The sequence below is a fragment of the Kribbella sp. NPDC000426 genome (assembly GCF_040300265.1).
Lineage (GTDB): Bacteria > Actinomycetota > Actinomycetes > Propionibacteriales > Kribbellaceae > Kribbella.
The window spans coordinates 144,130-163,415 of record NZ_JBEPDK010000009.1; the positions used below are offsets into that span (position 1 = coordinate 144,130).

Sequence of the window (19,286 nt, forward strand, 5' to 3'; positions counted from 1 at the left end):
GACCCGAGCCTAGAGTGCACGCTCGGCCACAGCCTGTACTCCGAGCGACTTCAACGTGGCGCGCCGGGTGGTCGGCGCTCGGGTGGGACGTCGTTGCGGGATTGCAGCTTTGGACATTGATTCTGGTCTGCACTGGAGTTCCAGGCTCTGGAATACTCCGCACGTCTGCCACTTTTGACCCGTGGGGGGTCCTGTGAGTCTCCGCCCTGCTCATCTCCTGCGTCTCGGGCTGCCTGCTGCCCTGGTCGCCGGTTCACTGATCGTCCTGACCGGCTCGTCCGGCTCGGCCGCGCAGCCGGCGCCGTACCGGCCGCCGTTCACCGCGCACCCGTCGGCCAAGGCCGAGTTCGAGCCGAACGCCGTGCTGGTGAAGTTCAAGCCCAAGGCAACGACAGCGGCACGCCGGGCCGCCGTCTCCAAGGCCGGCGGCAGCACCCAGGACTCGGTCGCATCGAACGTCGTGAAGATCGAGGGCGACCTGTCCGCGCCCGACCTGCTGAAGAAGATGAAGGCCGACCCGAATGTCGAGCTGGCCTCGCTGAACTACAAGCGCTACATCTCGGCGGTCCCGAACGACGAGTACTACAACACCGACCAGAAGACGTACCTGGGCACCGCCCGGGTGCCGCAGGCCTGGGATCTCTCGAAGACGACCGGCAGCCAGATCGTCGCCGTCCTCGACACCGGCGTCGACGCCGGCCACCCGGATCTCGTCGGCCATCTCGTCACCGGCTACAACGCCACCTCGCCGAACCGCGGCCCGATCGACGACAACGGCCACGGCACCATGACGCTCGGCATCATCGCCGCCGCCGCGAACAACGGCATCGGCGTCGCCGGTGTCGGCTGGAACGTGAAGGCGATGCCGGTCAAGGTCCTCGACGCCAACGGCGGCGGGTACGACGTCGACATCGCCGAGGGCATCGACTGGGCGGCCGCGCACGGCGCCAAGGTGATCAACATGTCGCTCGGCGGCCCCGGCGACAACCCCGTACTGCACGACGCCGTCAAACGCGCCATCGCCAAGGGCGTCACCGTTGTGGTTGCTGCCGGCAACAGCGGGACCGACGAGCTGCAGTACCCGGCGGCGTACCCCGAGGCGATCGCCGTGGCCGCGACCAACGCCGGCGGTGTGCTGACCGACTTCAGTTCGTACGGCGACTGGGTGGATGTCGCCGCACCGGGCTGGAACATTCTCAGCACCGGCCCGCGGAACCTCACTCCCCCGGAGTACGCGCCGTACTGGTACTGCACCGGCACCTCCTGCTCGGCGCCGATCGTCACCGGGATCGCGGCTCTGGTGAAGAACAAGTGGCCGTCGTTCACGCCCGCACAGGTTGCGCAGCGGCTCGAGGTCCTCGCCCGCGATGCCGGGCCGCGCGGCATCGATCCGTGCTACGGGCACGGGATCGTCGACGCGTACGCCGCCCTCGGTGGCCGCTTCGCCGCGGACTTCCCGGTCAACCCCGAGGACGGCAACGACCAGCCCGCGCGGGCCACCAAGGTCACCGTCCCTGCCACGGTCAGCGCACCTATCGGCGTCGAGGGCGAGGTCGACTGGTACCAGGTCGCCTCGGACACGGACCGCAACCTCAAGGTGTCGGTGACCGGCCCGGTGTTCAGTTGCGCCTACTCGGTGAACTTCGGACCGCGGATCGCCGTCTACAACAGCGATCTTCTCCCGGTGGGTAGCGCGGTGAACTCGTACCCGTCGACGCCGACCGACCCGGCGACCGGGTGCCCGCAGGCAACCACGCTGACCGCGTCGACGATCGTCAGCGCGGCGGCGGGCACGACGTTCATTGCCGTGCGCAACGACAACGGATCGCGGGACACCCGCAAGTACACGATGACCGTCTCGGCGGAAGGCACCGCCTCGGCGCCTAGCGGCACGGCGTACCCGGTGCGGGACGTGAAGCCGAACGACCTGTCCGCGAACGCCGCGCTGACCACCACGCCGACGGTCAGGTTCGCGCGGACGGTTGTTGCTGCCAGCGTCACATCGGCGACGGTCCGGCTGCTGAACGGAAGGACCGGCAGCGCGGTCGGCGCGGCGGTCACGTTCGATGCCGCGAGCAACGTGGCCACGCTGACGCCGACGGTGCCGCTGCTCGACAACACGCCGTACCGGATCGTCGTCAACGGGGTCCAAGGGGACGGCGGGACGATCGCGCCGTTCACGAGTGTGTTCTCGACGGTGGACCAGGTGCCGGCCGCGGTCGGGTCGTTCGACGCGACCGGCGCGTATCTGGCCGCGAACCTGGCCTGGAAGGTGCCGCCGACCGGCGATCTCGACCAGGTGATCGTCCGGCGGAACCCGTTGAGCAAGCCACCCACGCTGACGACGGGGACGCTGGTCTACGCGGGCACGGGTTCGGCGGTGAAGGACACCGGGCTCGCGCAGGGCGTGACGTACACCTACGCCGCCTGGGTCAAGGATCGTGGCGGCAAGGTCAGCCCGGTGGCGACAACGCAGTTGCTCGGCATGAAGACCGGGATCTCGACGACGTCGACGCTGATCAGCTACGGCGGGACGATCACACTGCGCGGAAGCACGCTGCGGATCGACAACAAGGCGTACGCCGGGTTGCCGACAAACCTCTACGTGCGGCCGAAGAACTCGTCGAAGTTCACGCTGCTCTCGGCGCTGAAGACGTCGTCGACGGGATCCGTCAGCTTCGCGTACAAGCCGTTGGTGTCGTCGGTGTTCATGATGACGTTCCCGGGCAACGCCGAGCTGATGGGGACGCGGACGTCGGACATCACCGTCCAGGTCGCGCCGACGATCTCGGCCACGATGACGCCGACATCGATCAAGCTCGGGAGCACGACGGCGATCAGCGGGTACGTCGCCCCGGCGCACGCGGGCCAGTCGGTGTACCTGCAGCAGTACGGGAACAAGGTATGGAAGTCGATCGCCTCGGTGAAGCTGATCTCGTCCGGCAAGTACGCGTTCGGCATCCGGCCCGCGGTCCGGGGCCAGATCGCATACCGCATCTGGTTCCCGGGTGACGCCGATCATGCGCAGGCGTTCTCCGCGAACAAGATCGTCACGATCAGCTGAGCGTCAGGGCGCGTAGTGCTGGATCGCACCGCCCTTCGAGAGATCGACGAGTGTGCCGGCCAGGGATCTCGCGTCGTCGAGCACTTCCGGTAGATCCATCGTGGTGAGGTGGTGGTCGCGGACCACCACCTTGCCGGCAACGAGAACAGTGACGACGTCGGATGCCCTGACCGAGTACACAAGGGCAGCCCGTGGATCGTGGACGGGCTGGTTGTGCGGTGCGCTGAGGTCTAGGAGGGCGATGTCCGCCTGGCGGCCTGGTTCGACGACGCCGATCTGGTTCTCCAGGCCGGCTGCTGCGGCGCTGCCCCGGGTCGCGAGGCGGAGGGTCTCGGACAGGGTCATCCACTCGGCGTCGTGCTCGCGTTGTTTCTGGGTCAGGGCGACCATCCGGATCGCTTCCCAGACGTCGAGGGTGTTGTGTACGGCGGCTCCGTCCGTGCCGATGCCGACGTGGACGCCGACTGATCGGAGGCCCTTGATCGGAGTGACCTCGCCCATCGCGAGCTTGAGGTAGACCTTCGGGCAGGACGCAATGGTTGTGCGGTACTGCTCGAGGATCGGGAGGTCGGTGTCGCGGATGCCGCAGCCGTGGGCGATCAGCGCGCCGGCGTCGAGTACGCCGGTCCTTTCGAGCACCTGGATCGGCGTGACGCCGTGGTTGTCGAGAGACGCCTGCGTCTGGTCGTCGGTCTCCGCGGCGTGCAGGTGGATGCGGAAACCCTCGGCCCGCGCGATGTCCGCCGTACGTTCCAGGTCGTCGTCGGCGACCGTGTACGTCGCATGCGGGCCGAGGCTCGCGGTGATCCGCGGATGGAGCCGGCTGAGCTCGCGGGTGGTGTCGATCGCGGCGTTGATTCCGTCCGGGCCGGCCGAGGAGAAGTACGTCGGCGCCAGGTCGGCGCGGATGCCGGACTCGATCGCGGCGGCGGCGATCTCGTCGGCGTGGAAATAGTGGTCGACGAACGTGGTGACGCCGGCGAGCAGCATCTCCGCGCAGGCGAGTCGCGCGCCGACGCGGACGCGCTCCGGGGTCAGGTTGACCTCCATCGGCCAGATCCGCTGGTTGAACCAGTCCTCGATCGAGAGGTCCTCAGCCGCGCCGCGCATCATCACCATCGGACTGTGGGTATGGGAGTTGATCAGGCCCGGGACCGCTATCAGCCCGGTGCCGTCGATTACCTCCTCGCCGGTCGGGGTTTGGGCTGTCGGGGTGATTGCGGTGATGAGGTCGTCGTGGATGTGGATGTCTTGTGCCTCGTCGACCCGGCACTCGCCCTGCTCGGGGACGACCAGCATCGCTACGTTTCGGATCAGCATGCCGGTCAGGGGTGCCGGCTCGCGAGGATGCAGAACTCGTTGCCCTCGGGATCGGCGAGCGTGACCCAGCTTTCGTCGCCCGTCTGCCCCACGTCGGCGGGGCGAGCGCCGAGGTCGAGCAACCGACGTACCTCGGCTTCCTGATCTGTGTCGGTCGGGTTGAGGTCCATGTGGAGGCGGTTCTTGATCGTCTTGCCCTCGGGTACCCGCGCGAACGTCAGGGTCGGCGGCACCGGACCGGGACGGCTCCTGCCTTCAGCCACCAGCGGCGAGCCGATCGTGACCACGCCTTCCTCCTCGTCGTCCTGCACCTCGTACCCGAGGACCGCGCACCAGAATCGCGCAAGGCCGTCCGGATCGGCGCAGTCGATCGCCAACTCGGTGAACTTACTGGTCATGGCACGCCCTCCAGGTCGACGTCGAAGTCACCAAACTAAGCGACGGTGTACTACGGGCGGCGAGAATTTCCGTGGGCCTGTCGGATTCGATGCCCTGGGTTCGTTGGAGGGATGAGAAGCTGCCCGGACAAGGAGAGTTGAGATGACCGAGTATCTGATCTCGTTCGGTATGAACGCGATGGACTTCCCCGAGGAGGTCATGCCGGAGATCAGCCGGGCCGCCCGGGCGGTGATCAAGGAAGCCATGGAGGCCGGCGTCTATGTCTTCACGGGCGGTCTGGACCCCGAGGAGGAGCCGGCCACGGTCGCCACGGACGGCACAGTCACCGAGGGCATGCTCACTGACGGCCCGTACCCGGAAAGCAAAGAACTCCTCGGCGGCTTCACGATCGTCGACGTACCCACCCGCGCCGAAGCCCTGAAATGGGCCGCCAAGATAGCCACGGCCTGCCGCTGCCCCCAGGACGTCCGGGTCTTCCAACCCGGCCCCAACAGCTGACCGTCGGGTTCCGGATCCGACAAACCTTGCCAGGAGGGCGGGCCTTACCGGAGCCCGCAGCGGTCAGGAAACTGTGATCAACCCCGGGCCTGGCTCGATGGCGACCTCATCTGGATCCACATCGTGGCCCGCGTCGCAGCGGATGCGGACTCCGACGGCGGCACCGCAATCACGGTGGGTCGCGCGCAACGGCGGGCCCGCCTCGTCGGTCTCCCATTTCGAACCCCATTGCAGCAGGGCATGGACAACGGGCTGGAAGTCCATTCCCTTGGGGGTCAATCGGTATTCGTGCCGGGTCCGCTGACCGGGCTCCTGGTAAGGCACCCGCTCCAGCAGCCCGGCGGCGGTCAGTTCCTTGAGCCGGGCTGCGGCCGCGGGCTCACCGATCCCGACCCGGCGGACGAAGTCCTCGAATCGGCGGGTGCCGAAGATCGCCTCCCGCAGGATCAGGATCGCCGAACGCGTGCCGACGACGTCGAGCGAGGCGGCGACCGAGCAGTTCGCCATCGACCAGGTCTCCCGGTGGCTGAGCAGATCTGTCATGTTCGCGAGTGTAGGGGCTGACTTGCGTGAACAACAGTCTGGGCCCTAGGCTGACTGATGTTGACAAAAGTCAGTTGGCCGAACAGACGCCCGTCGTCGCATCGGAAGACGGTCGCCTCGTCGGCGGATATGAGCGGGCGCCGCGGATAGAAGGTGGGCGGGATGACAGACATTCTTGATACGCGAAGCGTGCCTCCCGCCGATCGCGCCGAGGTGGTCCGCGAAACGATCGGCAGCAAGAAAGTCCGGGTCGAGATCAATTTCCCGGCCGAGGCCGGGACTGCGGCGGCGTACGGCGCCATCAGTCAACTCGGACAACTGACGGTCTGTTCGGTCCGCTCGAACGCGCTCAGTGCTGAGCGGACCCCGGCCCTGGCCCGGGACGCGCTTCCGCCGAGCATCTTCCTCGGTCTTCAACTGGCCGGTTCGAGCCTGGTCGTCCAGGGCGGCCGGGAAGCGGTCGTCAAACCACGCGACCTGGTCATCTACGACTCGACTGCGCCGTACACGCTGGTCGATACCGACGGCATCCGCCAGCACTTCTTCCGGATCCCTATCGCCGCCCTGGGCCTGCCGCACGACGCGATCAGACAGATCTGCGCGACGACTCTCAGCCCCGGGCATCCGATCGCCGACCTGGTCGCCAGCTATCTGTATCGACTGGCAAGCCACCCGGACATTCACACCCACCCGGCCGCTGATGCGGTGACCCACCCGAGTATCGGGTTGGTCCGTGCGCTCATCACCACCCACCTGGATGCCACCGCGTTGGAGAAGGAACCACCGCACGCGACACTGCTGTTGCGGATCCTGGAGTACGTCCGCGCCCGTCTGGGCGATCCCGGGCTGCACGCGGGCCAGATCGCAGCCGAGCACCACATCTCGGTGCGGCACCTTTACAACGTCCTCGCCGCGGGCGGGATATCGCTCGGTGACTGGATCCGCAATCAGCGGCTGGAGGGATGCCGCGAAGACCTCGCCCGGCCCGGATTGCGATCGTTGACAATAGCAACGGTCGCGCGGCGCTGGGGGTTCACCGATCCATCCAGCTTCGGCCGTCTCTTCCGTACTGCCTATGGACTCTCGCCAGGCGAGTGGCGAACCCTCGGAGACGGCGATTCGGCAGGCGGTGTCCCGACCCAGATCCGGCCTCCGGAGTAGCCGCCGGCCGGTATCCGCAGGCGTGTACAGGTAGTGGCGGTGGATCATTCGTGCACGGATGTCTGCACGGCGTGCAGGATCACGCGCGCAACGGGGCCGGCGACTGAATCGGGCCCTAGCGTCGACTGCGGCACCACCGACGGTGTCCTCGACGGGCGGGCGCACGCGCCACCTTCTGGACGCACGCCGAGCCGTTCACGCCGCGCCGCCCAAGCTCCCGCTCCGAGCCCCGGCGCCGCCACTGAACCCCGCCCTGCGATCCCGCCGAGCGGACACGAACCCCTGCAAAGGACATGCATGCGTACGAAGTCACTACCTCTGGCCGTCGCGGCTCTCACCGCCGGCGTGCTCGCACTGGGTGTCGGCAGCGCCACCGCCAGCAGCGCGCAAACCACGCGGAACGACGCGCAGCCCAAACCGACGATCGTGCTCGTACACGGCGCGTGGGCCGACGGCTCGAGCTGGTCTGCCGTCACCTCGAAGCTGCAGAGCGCCGGCTACACCGTCGATGTCGAGGCAAATCCGTTGCGCGGCCTCGCCACCGACGCGCAGTACCTGCGCGATCTGCTGGCCACCATCCCCGGCCCGGTAGTGCTCGTCGGGCACTCCTACGGCGGCATGGTGACCACGAGTGCTGCCACCGGAAACCCCAACGTCAAGGCCCTCGTCTACGTCGATGCCTTCATCCCCGACCAAGGGGACAGCCTGGGCGCGCTCGCCGCTGCACAGCCCGGCTCCGAACTGGACCCGAACAGCTCGATCACCACAGTGCCGATCCGCGACGCCGGCGGAAATGTCATCAACGCCGACGTCTACATCAAGCCCGGTCAGTTCGCGGGCCTGTTCGCCGAGGGCATCCCTGCCCGGCAGGCCGCCGTCCTGGCCGCCGCCCAGCGGCCACTGACCGCGACCACGCTCAGTGAGACCCTGACCGGAGTCCCGGCCTGGAAGACGATCCCGTCCTGGGACGTCATCGGTACGGCGGACAAGGTGCTTCCGCCGGCGGAGCAGCAAATCATGGCCCACCGCGCCGGCGCGCACATCACCAAGGTCGACGCGCCGCACCTGTCGATGATCTCCGACCCGGACGCGGTGACCGGCGTGATCGTCGACGCCGCGCGCGCCACCAGGTGACGACCAACCGCTGAGAAGTACACGACCGACGTCGCTCTCATCACCAACCCGATCGACACCGGACCCGACGGCCTGCTGGACCTCGTCAACAGACGACGAGGCTTCCAGCAGTCCCTCGGCATCACCCAGGCCGAGACCAAGGGGAACAAATGTTCGAATGTCGGGTATGGTGGGGGTATGGGTGCTGATCTCCAGGGCTCGTTGCTGGATGCTTTCGAGGATCCGGCGCTGGGTTCGTTGGACGGGCTGACGCGGACCGAGTTGGGCCGCGGGGCCTGGATCGATGTGCTGCCGGGCTGGTTGACCGGCGCCGACCAGGTGTACGGGCGGCTGGCGCGGGACGTGCCGTGGCAGGCGGAGCGGCGGCAGATGTACGACCGCGTGGTCGACGTACCGCGACTGCTCTGCTTCTACGGCGAGAACGTCGACCTCCCGCTCCCGATCCTCGACGAGGCCCGCGACGCGCTCAGCAAGCGGTACGCCGAGGAGCTGGGCGAACCGTTCCGCACAGCCGGCCTGTGCTTCTACCGCGACGGCCGCGACAGCGTCGCCTGGCACGGCGACCGCATCGGCCGCGGCGACCGCGAAGACACCATGGTCGCCATCCTCTCGGTAGGCGAACCCCGCGTACTAGCCCTCCGCCCCCGCCCCGGCGGCTCCGGCGGCTCCGGCGGCCCCGGCGGGTCCGGCGGCTCGGGCGGCTCCGCCGGGCCAGTGGGCTCAACCGTCCGCTACCCCTTGGGCCACGGCGACCTCATCATCATGGGCGGCTCCTGCCAACGCACCTGGGAACACGCCATCCCCAAAGCCTCCGGCCGCGTCGGTCCCCGCATAAGCATCCAATTCCGCCCCCGAGGCGTCCGCTAACCCAACACTCACACCCCGCAGCCCCGGCTGCCCGCAGCCCCGCAGCCCCCGCTGCCCGCTGCCCGCTGCCCGCTGCCCGCAGCCCCGCATCCCCGCAGGCCCGGCTGCGCCACCGCGGGCGCACCAGGCGACAGTCGGCGACCACGCGAGAGCAGCCGCAGCAACCGACAGCCCGCAGGAACAGCACGCCCGGCAAGCCACAGCACACGGGGCAGCACACCGCAGCTCCACCACCCCGAAGGGCCTGGTCGGCGACTCACCGCACACGATCCCTTCGAAGTCGACGCGTACCAACCTCGCCCACCCAGTCGTGGCAAATGGCTGGTCCCCGGAATCGCGAGTCGTGAATATCGGCGGAAAATTCAGAGCCAATCTTCACGACTCGGCGACCGGCAGGCGTCGTACACAGCAGGTGGCACGCAGGAGCAGCAGACAGTAGGTCGGCCCTCGGTGCACGGTCGGCGCCAGCGTCCGCGGCCTTCGCACGGCCGGCACTGCCCTGGTCAGGACGGCGGCGCGCGGCGGAGTGGGCAGCGCCAGACGCAGTACGGGCGCGGCACACGCGGTCCGGGATGGGCAAGCACAACGCGGCACGCGCAGTACGGCGGCACACGGCAGCAGACGCAGTACGCCGTGCCGGGGCTCGCGGTGCGCGCAGTACGGCGGCGCGGCGCGAGGCGGAGCGGGAAGCTCTAGCGGGTACGGCATAGGACGTCCCAGCGCCTCGGCACGGGACAGCGAGCGGCCGGTACGGCGCACGCGGTACGACAGGACGAGGGCGGGCCAGTACGACGCGGCACCCGCGGTACGACGGCATTCGGCAGGCAGTACGTGGGCGCGGCCTGGCGCGAGGCGGAGCGGGCACTTTGAGCGGGCAGCCCGGCGTACGACGGTGTGAGGCGGAGCGGGCAGCGCCGGCGGCGGGGCGCAGGGGACGGAGTACGGCGGCACTGCGCACACGTAGTACGGCGCATCGGCGGGAGGATGCGGCGTACGACGGCGTCAGGCGAGGGCACGGGCGGTACGGCGGGGTGAGGGCCGGGCAGCCATACGCGGCACACGCAGTACGACGACGCGCGGCAGAGCACGCAGTTCGACGGCACGCGGCGGCACCCGCAGTACAGCGAGGGGCGGCAGGGTTCGAGTGGGTGGGCGATGTGAGTGGGTCAGGCGGTCGGTGGGTCGTCGTGCGGTGGGTGGGGCGGGTGCTGTGGTGTTCGGATGGGCGCGGTTAGGCCTGCGTGGGTTCGGCGCGGTGAGTGGGTGCGGCCTGGGTGGGGTTAGGCGGCGGTTTGGGCGGGGGTGGTTAGGGGTTGGTGGATGCCTTCGGGGGTGGCGATGTGGAAGCTTAGGAGGCGGAGGTGTGCGGCTTGGCAGATGTTGGTGGCGGCGGTGGACCAGTCGTTGTCCAGGGCGGGTGAGTGCGTAGGGCCGGGGCGGCCTAGGGCGAGGATCACGGAGGTGTGGGGGGCGGTTTGGATGGCGGGGACGATGGGGGCGAGGGCCGTGGAGCAGAGGGTGTGGGTGTCGAGGGGTGGGGCGAGGCGGTCGAACTCGGAGGGGAGGTCGACGGTGATCGTGGCGCGGTAGTGGTCGTCGGGGTCGCAGAGGATGACTGCGAAGGTGCCGCGTTGGCGGTCGCCGAGGGTGAGCATGAGGTCTACGACGTCGGCGGCGACGTCGGGGGCGGTGAGTGGCTGGTCGGTCCAGGTGGGTGGCAGGTCGAGGAAGGTCATGTCTAGAAGGTGCCGTGATTCCGGAGCCGGATCCGAGTTATCCACAGCTCTTTGCGGACCCGGCCTCGCCGGCAGCGGGACGTGCAAGACGTCGCCGGCGGGTCCTAGCGGACGCGTCCGCGCCAGGCGCGTCGACAGCTTGGGCGGGGCGGCGAGCTTGAACGGGGGCGGCTGGCTTGGGCGGGGCGGCTGGCTTGGGCGGGGCGGCGAGAGGGCGCGGGGGAAAGTGGCCCAACATTCCACAGCCTGAGTGGACCTGCCTGCTGGGCCGCTGGTTCCTTAGGGTCGAGGTATGAGTAGCAGGATTGGGCAGATGCTTCCCCCGGCTGGAGCGCCGCGGGACTTGGCGATGGCGCAGTTGGCGAACTCGGTGGGCGACGGGGCGTTCGTCGTCACCTCGGCGTTGTTCTTCACTCGGGTGGTCGGGCTGTCGACCGCGGAGGTCGGGCTCGGGTTGACGATCGCGTGGCTGGTGGGGTTCCTGGCCGGCGTACCGCTCGGCAACCTTGCCGACCGACGTGGAGCGCGCGGCACCGCGGTGCTGCTGGCGCTGATGACGGCCGGCGGGGTCGGGGCGTTCCTGTTCGTGCGGAGCTTCGCGGGCTTCCTGATCGCCGCAATCGTCTACGCGTGCAGCCAGACCGGACTCACCGCAGCCCGCCAAGCGCTCCTCGCGGGCTTGGTGGAGCCGGCCGAACGCACCCGCATCCGCGCCTTCCTGCAGTCGACGGTGAACGCCGGTCTCGCGGTCGGCGCGCTCCTCGGGGGCGCCGCACTCAGCGCAGGCACCCAAACGGCGTACCTGACCGTCTTCGCGATCGACGCCCTCAGCTTCCTCATCGCCGCCGCGCTCATCCGTCGAGTGCCGTCGATCGCCACCACCACAAGGGTCAAGGGCGAGCCGCGCCTGGCCGTCCTGCACGACCGGCCGTATGCCGTACTCGCGCTGCTCAACGCGATCATGCTGCTCTTCATGCCGCTGATCAGCCTCGTCGGCCCGCTCTGGATCGTCACCCGGACGAGCGCACCGAGCTGGGTCGTCGCCTCGCTGATGATCGTGAACACTCTTGGCGTCACGTTCTTCCAGGTCCACGTCGCCAAGCGTGTCAAGGATCTCCGCACCGCCGCCCGCTCCGTCCGGTACGCCGGAGTCGCGATGCTCGCCGCCTGCGGCGTATTCGCGACGACGGCCGCCCACCTGACGCCGGCAGCCACCGCAGGAATCCTGGTACTCGCTGCCGCACTGCTCACCCTCGGCGAGATGAAGCTCGCCTCCGGCGCGTGGGAAATCAGCTTCGGACTCGCCCCCGCGGACAAGCAGGGTCAGTACCAGGGCTTCTTCGGCACCGGCCCCGCGATCGCCAGGATGCTCGGCCCGGCGCTGCTCACGACGGTGATCCTCGGCTGGGGTCCGATCGGCTGGATGGTCATCGGCGCCCTGTTCCTGGGGACCAGTTGCGCAACTGGTCCCGCCGTACGATGGGCTGCGCGGACGAGGGCCGTCAAGGAGGACGCCACGCCGTCGCTGGTAGAGGAGAACGTCGCCTGATGGAGATTCCCGGACTGGTCGAGATCACGTCGTACGACGAGCTGCGCGGGCTCGTGCCGCAGCCGCTGGCAGCAGCCGCGGCCAAGGAGCGCACGGAGCTCCACGACCTGGATCTGCAGTGGCTCGAAGCTTCCCCGTTCTGCCTGGTCGCCACCTCTGACGCCGACGGCAACTGCGACGTCTCCCCCAAGGGTGACCCGGCCGGCTTCACCAAGGTGCTGGACCGATCGACGATCGCGATCCCGGACCGGGCCGGCAACCGCCGCGTCGACGGGTTCACGAACATCCTGAGCAACCCGCACGTCGGCCTGATCTACTTCGTCCCCGGCCGCACCGACACGCTGCGGATCAACGGCCGCGCCCGGATCGTCCGGGAGGCGCCGTTCTTCGACGACATGATCGTCAGGGGCAACCGTCCCCAGCTGGCGCTGCTGATCGAGATCGAGCAGATCTTCCATCACTGCTCGAAGTCGTTCCTGCGCTCGAAGCTCTGGAAGCCCGAGACGTGGAACCCGGACGCCCTGCCGCGCCGTGCGGTCATCTCCCAGACTCTCGAGCGTCCGGAGGACGACCTCGCCACGCTCGACAAGCACTACGGCCCGCAGTACGAGGAGTCGATCTACAAGGTCAAGTACTGAACTACTGCAGCAGGAGCAGGCCGAAGTACGCCGTGGCGACGATGACACCCGGCTTGCCGCCCTCTACGGTTTCGTACTGTGACCACGACTGAGCCGATCGACGTGCCGACCTTCGGTGCGCGAGCTCGTCGTGTCCTGCTGCCGTTGGTGCTGTCGTTCGTGACGGTGATCGGAACGTTCGGCTCGGCGCAGGGTCAGCCGGATCGACGCCAGCCCGACTGGTTCATGGTCGTGCTGCTGCTGATCGGGACGGTCTCGCTGTACTGGCTGCGAACGCACCCGGTCCCGGTGCTGTGGACGACCGTCGCGACGACGCTGATCTACATGCTCCGCGAGTACCCGTGGGGCCCGGTCATCCTGACGTTCGTGATCGCGGTGTTCACCGTGATCCGGCTTGGCCATCGAGCTGCGGGATGGGCCGGCCTGATCTCGCTGTACGTCCTGCATGTCGGCGGCCGGATGGTACTCGGCATCAATCAGGACGGGGTCTACCAGGTTCTGCTGGTCGGCACCTGCTTCTGCGTGCTGGGGTTCGTCGCCGAACTGTTCCGTGCGCATCGCGACCGGGTGATGGCGGCAGCTCGCACCCGCAAGGAGGAGGAGCTGCGCCGCGCCGGTGAGGAGCGGCTGCGGATCGCGCAGGAGCTCCACGATGTCGTGGCCCACCACATCTCGCTCATCAACGTGCAGGCGTCGACCGCACTCCACCTGGTCGACCGGCAGCCCGAACAGGCCGCTCCGGCGCTGTCCGCGATCAAGGACGCCAGCAAAGAGGCGCTGGTGGAGCTGCGCTCGATCGTCGGCATCCTGCGGCAGACCGACGAGTCCGCGCCGCGCCAACCGGTCGCCGGCCTCGACCACCTGGACCACTTGGTGACGCGTACGTCGCGAGCCGGGCTCGAGGTGCACCGCATCGTCCACGGCGAGCCCCGTCCGCTCCCGACCGGGCTCGACCGTGCCGCGTTCCGCATCATCCAGGAGTCGCTCACGAACGTCGTACGGCACGCGAAGGCCACGTCGGCGACCGTCCGGATCCAGTACGGCGAACAGTCGCTCGTGCTGCAGATCGACGACGACGGCCAGTCGCTCACGGGACCGCCGAAGGAAGGCAACGGCATCGGCGGCATGCGGGAACGGGCGACCGCACTCGGCGGCACGCTCACGACGAACCGCACACCGTCCGGCGGCTTGAGGATCACGGCGACCCTGCCGCTGTAGGTTTCCTGTGAATGCCGGCGACCGTACGACGCTGCCCCGCTGAGACTCACAGAGTTCTCCCAGAAACTCCCACTGGACGCCCAGATCGCCGCGTCAGGCTTCGAGCCATGACAACGATCGAAGTGCGGGGGCTGACCAAACGGTACGGCTCCGACCTCGTCGTGGACGACCTGTCGTTCTCCGTCGAGCCCGGTCAGGTCACCGGGTTCCTCGGGCCGAACGGCGCGGGCAAGTCCACGACGATGAAGATGATCATCGGCCTGGCCGCACCGACCCGCGGCTCGGTCACCGTCGGCGGCCGGCAGTACCGGGACCTGCCGGTGCCGCTGACCGAGGTCGGTGCGCTGCTCGACGCGAGTGCGGTGCACGGCGCGCGAACGGCGTACAACCATCTGCTGGCGCTTGCCGTGAGCAACGGTCTGCCGAAGCGCCGGGTCGGCGAGGTGCTCGCCCGGACCGGCCTCGACGGCGTGGCCGGGAAGCGGGCCGGCGGGTTCTCGCTCGGCATGCGGCAGCGGCTCGGGATCGCGGCGACGCTGCTCGGCGATCCGCGGATCCTGATCTTCGACGAACCCGTCAACGGGCTCGACCCCGAAGGCATCCGCTGGATCCGCGACTTCATGCGTTCGCTGGCCGCCGAGGGCCGCGCGGTCCTGGTGTCGAGTCACCTGATGAGCGAGATGGCCCAGACCGCGGACCACCTGGTCGTGATCGGACGCGGTCGCCTCATCGCCGACATGGGGATGGCCGACTTGATGCATGCGAACGGCGACGGGACGGTCCTCGTACGGACCGCCGATCCCGGCTCGTTCGCGTACCACCTCACAGCCGCTGGCGGGACTGTGCGGGACGGCCTGGAGGGCTCGCTCGTCGTCACAGGTCTGTCGGGCGAGGAGATCGGCAAGCTGGCGGCGTACCACGGCGTACCGCTCAGTGAACTCACGCCGCAGCGGGCGTCGCTGGAGGACGCGTTCATGGAGCTGACCAAGGACAGTGTCGAGTACCAGGGGGCGGTCGTATGAGGACAGTGCACGCGGAGTGGATCAAGCTGCGCAGCCTGCGATCCACCTGGTACACAGTGGGCTGCCTGTTCGTGCTCGGGCTCGGTATTACGACCCTGTCGACGATCGGGGCGGACAAGGGCTACTGGGGTGGGACGGACGCCGACCGGGCTGCGTGGGATCCGACCGGCCACAGCCTGAAGACGTTCATCGTGGCGCAGCTGGTCATCGGCGTACTCGGCATCCTGGTCGTGACGTCGGAGTTCGCGACCGGGCTGATGCAGACGACGCTCGCCGCCACGCCTCGTCGGAGCAGACTCTTGGCTGCGAAGGCGATCGTGGCCACTGCGGTCGCGGCGGTATCCGGACAGGTGTTGATGTTCGGCTCGTTCTTCCTCGGCCAGGCGGTGATGAGCGGACAGGACATTCCGTCCGCACACGTCGGCGATCATGGCGTGCTCGCGGCGATCGTCGGCGGCGGTCTGTACCTCTCCGCGATCGGCTTGCTGGCGGTCGGTCTCGGCACGATCATACGAGCCACTGCGGGCGCCCTCGCGACGCTGGTAGGGATCGTGTTCCTGGTCCCGGCGCTCGCGGGCCTGTTTCCTTCGTGGCTGCAGGGGATCTTCGACTTCTGGCCGACGCTCGGAGCCGCCGCGATCTTCGGCACAGTACCCGACGCTGACTTCCCTCATCCCTGGGTCAATCTGGGCGGGCTGTGGCTCGGCGTCCTCGCCGTCCTGACCGCCGCGTTCGTCGTCTTCCGACGACGAGATGTCTGAGCGCGTCCGTATTCTGGCGACCATGACCCGGCTACTCGTAGTTGACGACGAAGCAACGGTGCGCGAACTGCTGTCCGCGACGCTGCGCTTCGCCGGCTTCGAGGTGACGTCGGCGGCGACCGCTACCGAGGCGGTCGCCGCGGCCGTCGAAGAGCCGCCGGACCTCGTCCTGCTCGACGTGATGCTGCCGGACCTCGACGGTTTCGAAGTCGTACGGCGCTTGCGCGAGCAGCCGACCGCCGCGGGGCCGGTGCCGGTGTTGTTCCTGACCGCCCGCGACCGGCAGGCCGACAAGATCCAGGGCCTGTCGCTGGGCGCGGACGACTATGTCACCAAGCCGTTCGATCTGGAGGAGCTGATCGCTCGCATCCGGGCGATCCTGCGCCGTACGACCGGCCAGCGCAGCGACGTACTGACGGTCGGGCCGCTCACACTCGATGCCGAGGGCCACCAACTGACGCGGGCCGGGGCTCCGCTCCGGGTCTCCCCCACCGAGTTCCGGCTGCTGCACTACCTGATGGAGAACGCCGGACGGGTCGTCTCCAAAGGGCAGATCCTCGAACGCGTCTGGCGCTACGACTTCAACGGAGACACGAGCATCGTGGACACCTACATCTCGTACCTGCGCCGCAAAGTCGACGATGCGGAGCCCAAACTCATCCACACCGTGCACGGCGTGGGCTACGTGATGCGGGCGCCGAAGCCGTGAAGCGGCTGTCGCTGCGGGCCAGATTGTTGCTGCTCACGACGGCCTTGCTGCTCGCCGGACTGAGCCTGATCAGCGCGTTCGTCTCGCATCAATTGGAGCGGTACCAGCTCGATCGGCTCGACAGCCAGCTGCGCTCGTTCACCGAGATCATCGCGCAGGTCTCGCCCGACGGACCGGATCGGAACCAGCCGGCGCGACCACAGCTGATCGACCCGGCCCTGGATCTGATCGGCGCGCCGTACCTGGCGTATCTGGACTCGAACGGCTCGGTCGTCGGCACGCTTCGCTCGTCGCGAGTTGCGGCCGAGTCCTTCCCAGCAGACCAGTCGTTGCGGTCGATCCCGACAGACACCAAGGCCGTCGTACTGCGGTCCGCCGACGGCTCCGGCCGTTGGCGTGCGGTCGCACGGCCAGCCACAGGATGGAACGGAACAGTCGTCGCAGCGGCGCCGCTCACCGAGGCTGATGCGACCATCGCTCAACTGCGGACCAGCAGCCTCGTCAGTGGTGTCGCGCTGCTCGTCGTGCTCACGTTGGTCGGGTGGTGGGCGCTCGGGCGTGGGCTGCGTCCGCTCAGAAGGATCGAGAACACCGCGGCCGCGATCGCCGCTGGTGATCTCGCTCAGCGCGTGCCGGGCCTGGCTGCGCCGCAGACGGAGATCGGTCATCTCGCGACGTCGTTGAACACGATGCTCGGTCAGCTGGAGCAGGCGTTCGCGGACCGGTCCGCCGCCGAGACCCGAATGCGCGCGTTCCTGTCGGATGTCAGCCATGAGCTGCGTACGCCGCTCGTTGGCATCAAGGGATCGACCGAGCTCTACCGGATGGGCGGATCAGGCCCGGACGAAGCGATGCAGCGGATCGACCGGGAGGCGACGCGGTTGACCCGGCTGACCGAGGAGCTGTTGTTGCTGGCGCAGCTCGATGAGGCGCCGGAGGGGCAGGTCGACCCGGCGCCGATGGATCTCCGGACCCTGGCGAACGACGCTCGGCACGACGTACGGGCGTTGGATCCGTCGCGGCAGATCACCCTGACCGGAGTCGACGGCGAGGATGCGCCTCGACCCGCCGCGGTGTTCGGTGACGAGGATCGGCTCCGGCAGGTGGTGACCAACCTGGTGGGGAACGCGATCGCCCACACGCCGGCGGGGACACCAGTGCGCGTCGGTGTGGGCACGGTCGACGGGCACGCCGTACTGGAGATCGCGGACGACGGGCCGGGAATGACCGACGAGCAGGCCGCGCGGGTGTTCGACCGGTTCTACCGGGCGGACCGGTCCCGCAACCATTCAGCTGGCGCTGGGACCGGTCTTGGGCTCGCGATCGCCCGCTCGATCGCGCGAGCGCACGGCGGCGATCTCGTCGTACGAACAGCGTTGGGCGAGGGGTCGGCGTTCCGGCTGGTCCTACGGCAGGCGGACGTGGGACGGGTTGAGGTCGGCCACGCTCGAGACGCCCAGTAGCGCCATGGTGCGGCGCACCTCCTTGGTCAGGATCTCCGCGGCGCGGGCGACACCGCGCTGGCCGCCGGCCATCAGGCCGTACAGGTACGCGCGGCCGACCAGGCAGGCGTCGGCGCCGAGCGCGATCGACGCGACGATGTCCGCGCCGGACATGATGCCGGTGTCCAGGTAGATCTCGGCGTCGCTGCCGATCGCCTTGCGGACGTCGGGGAGGATGCGCAGCGGTGTCGGCGCCCGGTCCAGCTGACGGCCCCCGTGGTTGGACAGCACGACCGCGTCCGCGCCCGCGTCGACCACCCGGCGGGCATCCGCGACCGTCTGGATGCCCTTCACGATCAGCGGGCCGTCCCAGATCGAACGCAGCCAGTTCAGGTCGTCGATCGTCATCGTCGGGTCGAAGAGCTTGTCGAGAAGCTCGGCGACCGTGCCGTCCCAGGTGGACAGCGAGGCGAACGTCAACGGCCGGGTCGTGAGCAGGTTGGCCCACCACGCCGGGTGCAACGACGCGTCCAGGACGGTCTTCGCGGTGAGCGACGGTGGGATCGTGAAGCCGTTGCGTACGTCGCGAAGGCGAGCACCGGCAACCGGTACGTCGACCGTCAGCATCAGCGCCTCGTACCCGGCGGCGGCCGAGCGCTTGACCAGGTCCTCGCCCGCGTCGCGGTCCTTCCAGACGTACAGCTGGAACCACTTGCGCGCGTCCGGCGCGGCGGCCGCGACGTCCTCGATCGACGTGGTGCCCATCGTCGACAGCGCGTACGGGATGCCGATCTGCTCGGCGACCTTCACCACCGCGCTCTCGCCCTCGTGGTTCATCATCCGGGTGAAACCGGTCGGCGCGAACGCGAACGGCAGCTCGGAGCGGCCGCCGAGGATCGACGTACCGAGGTCGATCTCGGAGACGTCGCGCAGGATCGACGGCTGCAACTCCATCTCCGCGAACAGCCGGCGCGCCCGGCGCAGGCTGATCTCGGCCTCGGCTGCGCCGTCGGTGTAGTCGAAGACCGAGCGCGGGGTACGGCGTTTCGCGATCCCGCGCAGGTCCGCGATCGTCAGGGCCTTCTCCAGCCGCCGCTCGGTCGCGTTCACCGTGATCGGCTTCGGCCGCAGCAGCGGCTTCAGCTCGGACCATTTGGGCATCTGGCGATCGGTCATCACAACTCCCGGCTCAATCTGTGGTCGGACCACACCCTACCCTGTGGTC

18 protein-coding genes are annotated in these 19,286 nt (G+C 68.7%); 12 read left to right on the forward strand and 6 right to left on the reverse strand.

The genetic code is table 11. From position 1 onward, the window contains the following. Positions 1-193: 193 nt before the first annotated feature. Positions 194-3,064, forward strand: a complete 2,871-nt coding sequence (locus tag ABT313_RS37720) for a S8 family serine peptidase (RefSeq protein WP_350864187.1) — start codon at positions 194-196, stop codon at positions 3,062-3,064. A 3-nt stretch (positions 3,065-3,067) separates the two neighbouring features. On the opposite strand, the gene ABT313_RS37725 is transcribed toward ABT313_RS37720, so the two are convergent. Then, on the reverse strand, positions 3,068-4,384 hold the full coding sequence (locus ABT313_RS37725; RefSeq protein WP_350864190.1) for an amidohydrolase: 1,317 nt from the start codon (positions 4,382-4,384) through the stop codon (positions 3,068-3,070). Positions 4,385-4,389: 5 nt separating this feature from the next. After that, a complete protein-coding gene (locus tag ABT313_RS37730) occupies positions 4,390-4,782 on the reverse strand; it encodes a VOC family protein (RefSeq protein WP_350864193.1) in 393 nt (130 codons plus the stop codon). Positions 4,783-4,924: 142 nt separating this feature from the next. Here ABT313_RS37730 and ABT313_RS37735 point away from each other — a divergent pair, with 142 nt between their 5' ends. Further along, complete coding sequence (locus ABT313_RS37735; RefSeq protein ID WP_350864196.1) at positions 4,925-5,281, forward strand: YciI family protein; 357 nt, start codon at positions 4,925-4,927, stop codon at positions 5,279-5,281. A gap of 63 nt (positions 5,282-5,344) precedes the next feature. Here the strand turns inward: ABT313_RS37735 and ABT313_RS37740 are convergent, their stop codons facing one another. Then, on the reverse strand, positions 5,345-5,824 hold the full coding sequence (locus ABT313_RS37740) for a winged helix-turn-helix transcriptional regulator (protein WP_350864199.1): 480 nt from the start codon (positions 5,822-5,824) through the stop codon (positions 5,345-5,347). Between the two features lie 162 nt (positions 5,825-5,986). Here ABT313_RS37740 and ABT313_RS37745 point away from each other — a divergent pair, with 162 nt between their 5' ends. The 3 genes from ABT313_RS37745 (at position 5,987) to ABT313_RS37755 (ending at position 8,986) form a co-directional block, all read left to right on the forward strand. Beyond that, a complete protein-coding gene (locus tag ABT313_RS37745; protein WP_350864202.1) occupies positions 5,987-6,985 on the forward strand; it encodes a helix-turn-helix domain-containing protein in 999 nt (332 codons plus the stop codon). A 297-nt stretch (positions 6,986-7,282) separates the two neighbouring features. Beyond that, positions 7,283-8,119 carry an alpha/beta fold hydrolase gene (locus ABT313_RS37750; protein WP_350864205.1) on the forward strand — a complete coding sequence of 279 codons (837 nt, stop codon included), beginning with the start codon at positions 7,283-7,285 and terminating at the stop codon, positions 8,117-8,119. Positions 8,120-8,296: 177 nt separating this feature from the next. Continuing rightward, positions 8,297-8,986: an alpha-ketoglutarate-dependent dioxygenase AlkB gene (locus ABT313_RS37755; protein ID WP_350864207.1), complete on the forward strand. Its 690-nt coding sequence runs from the start codon at positions 8,297-8,299 to the stop codon at positions 8,984-8,986. Between the two features lie 375 nt (positions 8,987-9,361). Here the strand turns inward: ABT313_RS37755 and ABT313_RS37760 are convergent, their stop codons facing one another. Both ABT313_RS37760 and ABT313_RS37765 read right to left on the reverse strand, forming a co-directional pair. Beyond that, a complete protein-coding gene (locus tag ABT313_RS37760; RefSeq protein ID WP_350864210.1) occupies positions 9,362-9,937 on the reverse strand; it encodes a hypothetical protein in 576 nt (191 codons plus the stop codon). Positions 9,938-10,266: 329 nt separating this feature from the next. Then, on the reverse strand, positions 10,267-10,722 hold the full coding sequence (locus tag ABT313_RS37765) for a hypothetical protein (protein ID WP_350864213.1): 456 nt from the start codon (positions 10,720-10,722) through the stop codon (positions 10,267-10,269). 292 nt (positions 10,723-11,014) lie between these two features. On the opposite strand from ABT313_RS37765, the gene ABT313_RS37770 reads away from it, so the two are divergent. The 7 genes from ABT313_RS37770 to ABT313_RS37800 all read left to right on the forward strand — a co-directional run bounded on the left by ABT313_RS37770 (position 11,015) and on the right by ABT313_RS37800 (position 18,082). Beyond that, positions 11,015-12,271, forward strand: a complete 1,257-nt coding sequence (locus ABT313_RS37770; RefSeq protein ID WP_350864215.1) for an MFS transporter — start codon at positions 11,015-11,017, stop codon at positions 12,269-12,271. Beyond that, entirely contained in the window at positions 12,271-12,909 is a 639-nt protein-coding gene (locus ABT313_RS37775; RefSeq protein WP_350864218.1) for a pyridoxamine 5'-phosphate oxidase family protein, read from the forward strand. Before ABT313_RS37770 ends, ABT313_RS37775 begins: the two co-directional genes overlap by 1 nt. A gap of 78 nt (positions 12,910-12,987) precedes the next feature. Continuing rightward, on the forward strand, positions 12,988-14,127 hold the full coding sequence (locus tag ABT313_RS37780; RefSeq protein ID WP_350864221.1) for a sensor histidine kinase: 1,140 nt from the start codon (positions 12,988-12,990) through the stop codon (positions 14,125-14,127). A 107-nt stretch (positions 14,128-14,234) separates the two neighbouring features. Further along, positions 14,235-15,149, forward strand: coding sequence for an ABC transporter ATP-binding protein (locus ABT313_RS37785; protein ID WP_350864224.1), 915 nt, complete (start codon positions 14,235-14,237; stop codon positions 15,147-15,149). Further along, complete coding sequence (locus tag ABT313_RS37790) at positions 15,146-15,910, forward strand: ABC transporter permease (protein WP_350864227.1); 765 nt, start codon at positions 15,146-15,148, stop codon at positions 15,908-15,910. The genes ABT313_RS37785 and ABT313_RS37790 overlap by 4 nt, the downstream gene beginning before the upstream one ends. Positions 15,911-15,932: 22 nt before the next feature. Next, positions 15,933-16,619, forward strand: coding sequence for a response regulator transcription factor (locus ABT313_RS37795; RefSeq protein WP_350864229.1), 687 nt, complete (start codon positions 15,933-15,935; stop codon positions 16,617-16,619). Continuing rightward, entirely contained in the window at positions 16,616-18,082 is a 1,467-nt protein-coding gene (locus ABT313_RS37800) for a sensor histidine kinase (RefSeq protein ID WP_350864232.1), read from the forward strand. The genes ABT313_RS37795 and ABT313_RS37800 overlap by 4 nt, the downstream gene beginning before the upstream one ends. Here ABT313_RS37800 and ABT313_RS37805 read toward each other — a convergent pair. Further along, positions 18,026-19,237, reverse strand: coding sequence for an alpha-hydroxy acid oxidase (locus ABT313_RS37805; RefSeq protein WP_350864235.1), 1,212 nt, complete (start codon positions 19,235-19,237; stop codon positions 18,026-18,028). The two genes, ABT313_RS37800 and ABT313_RS37805, sit on opposite strands and share 57 nt — an antisense overlap. Between the last annotated feature and the right edge of the window lie 49 nt (positions 19,238-19,286).

What these genes read in the sequence shown, in the direction of transcription:
- ABT313_RS37755 (WP_350864207.1), top strand. Translation starts at nt 8,297, where the DNA reads ATGGGTGCTGATCTCCAGGGCTCGTTGCTGGATGCTTTCGAGGATCCG.
- ABT313_RS37770 (WP_350864215.1), top strand. Translation starts at nt 11,015, where the DNA reads ATGAGTAGCAGGATTGGGCAGATGCTTCCCCCGGCTGGAGCGCCGCGG.
- ABT313_RS37735 (WP_350864196.1), top strand. Translation starts at nt 4,925, where the DNA reads ATGACCGAGTATCTGATCTCGTTCGGTATGAACGCGATGGACTTCCCC.
- ABT313_RS37750 (WP_350864205.1), top strand. Translation starts at nt 7,283, where the DNA reads ATGCGTACGAAGTCACTACCTCTGGCCGTCGCGGCTCTCACCGCCGGC.
- ABT313_RS37725 (WP_350864190.1), bottom strand. Translation starts at nt 4,384, where the DNA reads ATGCTGATCCGAAACGTAGCGATGCTGGTCGTCCCCGAGCAGGGCGAG.
- ABT313_RS37795 (WP_350864229.1), top strand. Translation starts at nt 15,933, where the DNA reads ATGACCCGGCTACTCGTAGTTGACGACGAAGCAACGGTGCGCGAACTG.
- ABT313_RS37790 (WP_350864227.1), top strand. Translation starts at nt 15,146, where the DNA reads ATGAGGACAGTGCACGCGGAGTGGATCAAGCTGCGCAGCCTGCGATCC.
- ABT313_RS37730 (WP_350864193.1), bottom strand. Translation starts at nt 4,782, where the DNA reads ATGACCAGTAAGTTCACCGAGTTGGCGATCGACTGCGCCGATCCGGAC.
- ABT313_RS37745 (WP_350864202.1), top strand. Translation starts at nt 5,987, where the DNA reads ATGACAGACATTCTTGATACGCGAAGCGTGCCTCCCGCCGATCGCGCC.
- ABT313_RS37740 (WP_350864199.1), bottom strand. Translation starts at nt 5,824, where the DNA reads ATGACAGATCTGCTCAGCCACCGGGAGACCTGGTCGATGGCGAACTGC.
- ABT313_RS37765 (WP_350864213.1), bottom strand. Translation starts at nt 10,722, where the DNA reads ATGACCTTCCTCGACCTGCCACCCACCTGGACCGACCAGCCACTCACC.
- ABT313_RS37775 (WP_350864218.1), top strand. Translation starts at nt 12,271, where the DNA reads ATGGAGATTCCCGGACTGGTCGAGATCACGTCGTACGACGAGCTGCGC.
- ABT313_RS37805 (WP_350864235.1), bottom strand. Translation starts at nt 19,237, where the DNA reads ATGACCGATCGCCAGATGCCCAAATGGTCCGAGCTGAAGCCGCTGCTG.
- ABT313_RS37785 (WP_350864224.1), top strand. Translation starts at nt 14,235, where the DNA reads ATGACAACGATCGAAGTGCGGGGGCTGACCAAACGGTACGGCTCCGAC.